Origin of the sequence: Natronospira elongata (assembly GCF_034931365.1) — a bacterium.
In the GTDB taxonomy this organism is placed as follows: domain Bacteria; phylum Pseudomonadota; class Gammaproteobacteria; order Natronospirales; family Natronospiraceae; genus Natronospira; species Natronospira elongata.
On sequence record NZ_JAYGII010000029.1, the window covers coordinates 23,902 to 30,001 of the forward strand.

Annotated in this window: 5 protein-coding genes; 3 read left to right on the top strand and 2 right to left on the bottom strand. The window is 61.9% G+C overall.

The features are described from left to right. Positions 1 to 12: 12 nt before the first annotated feature. Positions 13 to 2,034: a S9 family peptidase gene (locus tag VCB98_RS11075; RefSeq protein ID WP_346052547.1), complete on the bottom strand. Its 2,022-nt coding sequence runs from the start codon at positions 2,032 to 2,034 to the stop codon at positions 13 to 15. A gap of 245 nt (positions 2,035 to 2,279) precedes the next feature. Between VCB98_RS11075 and VCB98_RS11080 the strand changes: the two genes are divergently transcribed. Both VCB98_RS11080 and VCB98_RS11085 read left to right on the top strand, forming a co-directional pair. After that, positions 2,280 to 3,005, top strand: a complete 726-nt coding sequence (locus VCB98_RS11080) for a helix-turn-helix domain-containing protein (RefSeq protein WP_346052549.1) — start codon at positions 2,280 to 2,282, stop codon at positions 3,003 to 3,005. A gap of 94 nt (positions 3,006 to 3,099) precedes the next feature. Beyond that, on the top strand, positions 3,100 to 3,531 hold the full coding sequence (locus VCB98_RS11085; RefSeq protein WP_346052551.1) for an RrF2 family transcriptional regulator: 432 nt from the start codon (positions 3,100 to 3,102) through the stop codon (positions 3,529 to 3,531). Positions 3,532 to 3,777: 246 nt separating this feature from the next. Here VCB98_RS11085 and VCB98_RS11090 read toward each other — a convergent pair whose 3' ends face one another. Beyond that, complete coding sequence (locus VCB98_RS11090) at positions 3,778 to 4,479, bottom strand: Crp/Fnr family transcriptional regulator (RefSeq protein WP_346052553.1); 702 nt, start codon at positions 4,477 to 4,479, stop codon at positions 3,778 to 3,780. Positions 4,480 to 4,613: 134 nt separating this feature from the next. On the opposite strand from VCB98_RS11090, the gene VCB98_RS11095 reads away from it, so the two are divergent. After that, positions 4,614 to 5,798: an alginate export family protein gene (locus tag VCB98_RS11095; RefSeq protein ID WP_346052555.1), complete on the top strand. Its 1,185-nt coding sequence runs from the start codon at positions 4,614 to 4,616 to the stop codon at positions 5,796 to 5,798. Positions 5,799 to 6,100 lie beyond the last annotated feature (302 nt).

Genomic DNA, 6,100 nt, shown 5'->3' on the forward strand with positions numbered 1-6,100 from the left:
CCCTGTGGGCTCCTAGTCCCTGTAACTTTCAAACCATTCCAGAATCAATTCAAGCCGCTTGACCAGATTGACGGGCGTTCCTGCCCGGGACAGGCCGTGCCCCTCGCCATGGAATATGGCCATCTCCGTGTCCACGTCGTTGTTTAGCAGGGCGTAGAACCATTCCTGGGCCTGGCCGATGGGCGTGATCTGATCCTGGTCGGCGTGAATGATGAGAGTCGGTGTTTCCACCTGATCGGCATACTTCAAGGGCGAGCGGCCCCAGTAGTAGTCGAAGTTGTCCCAGAGCGTGCCGCCGAATTCAGCATTCATGGATCGCGGCGGAAACATCTGGGTGCCGGCCTCGGAAATCCAGCTGCTGACACTGCGCTGGGTGACCGCTGCCTGGAAACGATTGCTTTGGGTGGTGATCCAGTTGGTGAGAAACCCCCCGTGGGAGCCACCGGTGACGTAGAGCTGCTCTTGATCCAGCCAGGGATAGCGTTCCAGGGCCTCGTCCACCAGTTGCATGTTATCGCGGTAGTCGGCACCGCCGTAGTCAAGGCGCACCGCTGACTGGAACTCATGCCCGTAGCCCGTGCTGCCCCGGTAATTGGTGAAGATGACCGCGTAACCCTGGGCCGCCATCATGTGATATTCATGAAACCACTGATGCCCCCACATCCCGCCGGGGCCGCCCTTGATGTTGAGGATGACCGGGTATCGCCGGTTGCGGTCGAAATCCACCGGGCGCAGCACGAAGCCGTCCACCTCGAAGTCATCGTCGTTGATGAATTCGAAGCGCTCCAGGGGACGCAGGGCGAGGCCATTGAGCAGTTCATCGTTAAAACCGGTGAGGCGTTTCTGCCCGCCCCGGCGGGTATCGGCCACCCAGATTTCCGGCAGATTGATTTCATCGCTCTGGGTCCAGGCCACCCGCCGACCATCGGCGGAGAAACTGGCGGACTCCACACTCGCGGCTTCGCCAAAGCGCAGGCGCCAATTGCCGTCGGCGCCCTGCAACTGGAACAGGGGGCGGGAGGCGCGATAGTCGCTGTGAAAGAACAAGCCCTTGTCACCGGCCGGCCAGTGGACATTGGCAACGCTCAATTCCATGCCCTGATGCAGCACCGAGACCTGTTCATCACCCAGCTCGATCCGGTGCAGTTCCGTCGGGGCATAGCGTTCGGCCTGATGGTTATAGACAAGGGCCCGTCCATCCGGCGCGAATACCGGATTGCTGGCCCGACCTTCCGGGGTGGCCAGGCGTTGGCTCTCGCCCCGTCTCAGGTCCAGCAGATAAATGTCCTGGTTGAAGCCACCATCGAATTCCTCGCCGCCTTTATCGGCATTGAAGGCCACATGGCGTCCATTGGCAGAAACAACGGGATTGTGGACATTCCAGCTTTCGTCATGGACCAGGCGCTCCAGCTCCCCGCTGTCCAGGTCCAGCAGCCAGAGCCCGGTTCGGGCCTCGTCCAGTAGCCCCCGGCCTTCCTGCTTGTAGACCGCCTGGCTGATTCGGGTCAGGTCCGCCTGCGGCTCTTCTTCCTCCTCTTCCTCCTGGCGCGGGTCCTCCACCCAAGGGTCCAATCGCAGGCTGAGCAGAATGGCATCACCTTCCGGCAGCCAGTGGAAATCACTGATGGTTCCCTGTTCCAGAGTCGTCAGGGCCTGGGCTTCACCGCCATCGGTGGCAATGACATGGAGCTGTGGTCGCTCGTTGCGACTGGCGACGAATGCCAGGCGATCACCCTCGGGTGACCAGCGAGGGCTGCCGTCGGAATCGCCACGGGTAAAGCGCCGCGGTTCGCTTTCACCATCGCTGCCCACCAGCCAGATGGCTGTCTCACGGGAACGCCGGTCGTCGGCCACTTCGCCGCGCACGAAGGCGATTTTCTTGCCGTCGGGCGAGATCTGCGGGTCATTGACGAAGACGAAATCGTAGTAGTCCGAGGGGGTCATGCCCCGGGGCTCGTCGGCCAGGGCGGACACGGCCAGCAAGAGCCAGGCCACGGCAAGACAGCTCAACTGGGTGAAGGACGGACTCGGCATGACACTCTCCCGGATACGATGGCGGAAGCGAAAGCTTAACCCAAGGCGGTCGATGCGCGAAGTGCTTGAATCTGGATCAGCTCTGACTATGTTTAGGGAACCTCTGATCAATTCATTCGCGCCGGCAGTTGGCGCGAATGAATTGATCAGAGGTTCCTTAAGTCATGCAGGCAGAATTTTGGGATGCGCCAGCCACAATCGCGCGAGGCGCCGGCCCGGACCCGTGCGGCCAGCAAGGAGCCAGTATGCCGGAACAGGGACAGACCATTGATTTGCGACACCGCAACCCCTGTCGGTGTCGCGATTGTCATCGTCGCAAGGACTGCCTGCCGGCCAACCTGGAAGGGTCGGCAATCATCGACCTGGAAGACACCGCCGGCCCGGGGCGGACATTGCACACAGGTGATTGCCTCTATCGTCAATCTGACACCCTTACCGCCGTTTACGCAGTGCGCTCAGGCAGTTTCAAGGGCGTCAGGTGTTTTCCCAGCGGGCACGAGCAGGTTTGTGCCTTCTACATGCCCGGAGAGCTGATTGGCCTAGATGGCCTCTATGGGGGGCAGTACCAGTGCCGGGTGCAGGCCCTGGATACCGCCCATGTCTGCGCCTTCGAGCCGGGCTCCCTGGAACGCCTGGCCCGTCGCCATCCCCGCCTGCAGCACCAGTTGCTGCGCCTGGCCAGTCGCGAGCTGAGCCTGTTCATGGATCGGTACTTCGAACAGCCCGCCGAGGGTCGGGTGGCGAGTTTTCTCCTGCATGTCAGCGAACGAATGGCCCAGCTGGGCTGTTCCGCCCACCGCTACCGCCTGAGCATGAGCCGTCGTGACATTGCCAATTATCTGGGTCTCGCGCCGGAAACCATCAGCCGGGTGCTGCGAAAAATGGTGGCACAGAGTCTGGTCGAGGTTGAGCGCCGCGAAGTGGAGCTGATCGACCGACCGGCGCTGGAGCGTTTGGCGGCGGGGAGCTAGGTTCCCGGGGCATATCGTCCCGATCCCGGCGTGGTTATAATGCATTTTTCATGCATCAAGGAACTCAGGTTCCCCATCGGAGCGCATTGTCCCCGTGCATCTGACCCGCCATACAGACTATGCCTATCGCGTTCTCATCTATCTCGCTATTCGCCCTGGCGAACAGGCGACCATCAATGAAATCGCCGAAGCCTACGGGATTTCCCGCAACCATCTCATGAAAGTGGTCCAGGGTCTGGCCCGGGCCGGCTTTCTCCTGTCCCGGCGGGGCAAGGGCGGTGGCATCCGGCTGGCCAGACCGACGGCCGAGATCAATCTGGGCGCGGTGGCGCGGGAGATGGAAGAAGACTTTGCCATTGCCGAGTGCTTTCCCGGCGGGGCGGGTCAATGCAACATCGTGCCGGCTTGCCGTTTGATGCATGTCCTTGACGAGGCCCTGCGGGAATTCATGCGCGTCCTGGATGGTTACACCCTGGACGACCTCATGGGGCAGCGAGAGGCCCTGGCCGGGCTGCTCCAATCCTAGACTGTTCTTGAAAGACGTCTCCGGTGGCGACGGTTCCAGCCGTGCTCCCTCCAGATTGTCACGGACGCAAAAGGGCCCCGATATGGGGCCCTTTCCTTTCTCCGTGGTTGTTGCTGCGTCCTAGAGGCGGTCGGGTGCCGCGCCTTTTCTCTCCACTTCCAGCGCGTCATAAAAGAAGCAAGATGCATGCATATTTTGAGGCGCAATGACGAGACGATCCTTGATGAGGATCAATTCAGGTAATGTTCAGGAGATTGCCAGGCCGTAAGCGATATCGTTGAAGCGTTCGCTATCGAGAATGCGGATTCGGCGCCCCGATACCTGAATGACGCCACCCTCCTGCAATTGGGCAAAGACCCGGGAGAGGGTCTCCGGCTGCAGGGCCAGCAGTCCGGCTACATGTTTCTTGGAGGTGGGCAGCTCCAGTTGCTCGCTGGCATCCTGCTGATGCTGAAGCTGCAAGAGATAATTGACCACTCGCAGCGTGGCGTTCTGTAACGACAGGGCCTCGATATCGGTCAGACGTTGTCGCAGTCGCCGGCTGAACATGGCCATCAGCTTGAAACAGGCATCCACGTCTTCTCGTAGCATGGCGACGCAGTCATCGGCATCGAAAGCCACCAGCCGGCTTGCCTTGAGGGCCTCGCAGTTGACTGGATAATTGCGTTCCTCCATGAACATGGTGGCCTCGGCAAAGGTACTGCCGGGTTGGAGCAGGGCAATGATTTTCTCATTGCCGTTGGGAGCCAGGCGATAGAGCTTGAGCTGGCCGGCCTCGCAGAGAAAGATGCGCCGGGCCGGGTCACCCTCGTGAAACAGGGTCTCTCCCCGGTCGATCTCGACAATCTCCGCCCTTGCCAGGACCCGTTCTCGCAGGGTCTCGGGCAAAGCCGAAAAGATCCGGTGCTCGTCGACGTGCTGTCGGCTGGGTCGTTGAGTGCTGGTCATGGGGCTAGTTTACGCAATTGCTGCCTGATATGTGACCGCAAGCAGCCCAATCATGACCTGAATCAAGTACAGCGCCACTCAGGACAAGGACAATCATCACCAGCATCAATTACACCCTATTGGGAGCCGAGATAATGTTTGGCAAAAAGCCTTACTTCCTTCCCGCCTGTCTGGTCCTTTCGTCCCTTTTGGCGATGCCACCGGCAGTCCTCGCCGATCCGGTCACGGAGCTGGATTTCCGCTACCGGGTGGAGTTCGTGGATCAGGACGGGGTGGACAAGGAAGCATTGGCCTCCACCGCTCGCCTGCAGTTGGGCCTGCGCAGTGCCGAGTGGCAGGGGTTCGATGCCGGGGTCATGTTCCACGGCAACCGGGTGATCGGTGAGCGCCGCTACAACGACACCGTCGCTCCCGAGCCCCGACCCGTGGTGGCCGACCCGGCCGATACCGGGATCTCCCAGGCCTGGGTACGCTATCGCCAGGGAGACGAGCTGGAAGCCCGGCTGGGGCGCCAGCGCCTGATCGACGGCAACGCCCGCTTCCTGGGTAATGTGGGCTTCAGGCAGCTGGAACAGACCTTCGATGCCCTGCATGTCAACTGGCGCCCGAGCGACGACTGGGACCTGTCCCTGACTCATCTCGACCGTGCCCACCGCATCTTCGGCACCAACCACCCCAACCGCCTCATGGCCGAGGCCGAGCTGGACAGCTGGCTGGCGGTGGTCAACCGCCACTGGGGCGACACCCGTCTCGGCTTCTATGCCCACCGCTTCAAGTTCGAGGACCGCCCGGCCTCCCATGAGAACCTGGGCATCCGCCTGAACGGCCCCCTGCCGGGCACTGATGCAGGCTTTCACTACCGCCTGGAATACGCCCGCCAGGACGGCATCGGCGATGCCGGCCCCCAAGAGACGCAGGACTATTGGCGATTGGAACTGGAGCAACGCCTCGACGGCTGGCGCTGGTTCCTCGGCCACGAACGCCTGGGCGGCGACGGCGAGCAGGCCTTCCAGACCCCCTTCGCCACGCTCCACGCCCACAACGGCTGGGCCGATCAGTTCCTGACCACGCCGGACGTGGGTCTGCAGGATACCTGGCTCGGCATCGGCGGGCAGGCCGGCGACTGGCGCCTGTTGGCCCGCTGGCACGACTTCCGCGCCGACGCCACCAGCATCGACCTCGGCAGCGAACTCAACCTCCTCGCCGCCCGCCCCCTCACCGGCCCCTGGCAGACCGAGATCAAGTTCGCCTGGCACAACGGCGGCGACAACCGCCCCGACGTCAGCAAGCTCTGGTGGACCCTCTCCGCGGGCTTCTAGCCCGGAAAAGCGCGATCAACCCAATAAGGAGGCGGGGCAACCCGCCTCGATCAATTCCCCTTCTGCGTGTTCGGTTGGCCGTGATCAGGCCCTGGTGTCAATCAGACTGCCACCGTCGGTGTCACCGGACTGATCCAGGTCTTACACCGGAGAAAGTAGCACTGCCTCCCGGGAATCATTCGTCTGGCCCCGATATCCTGTTCCTTGCGGCGACGTTTTTGTGGGCTTATTGACGCACGGGGCGAGGATAAATATTATCTTTTCGGCCCGGCGATGAGGCCGGGCTCAGCCCGGAAGGGAAA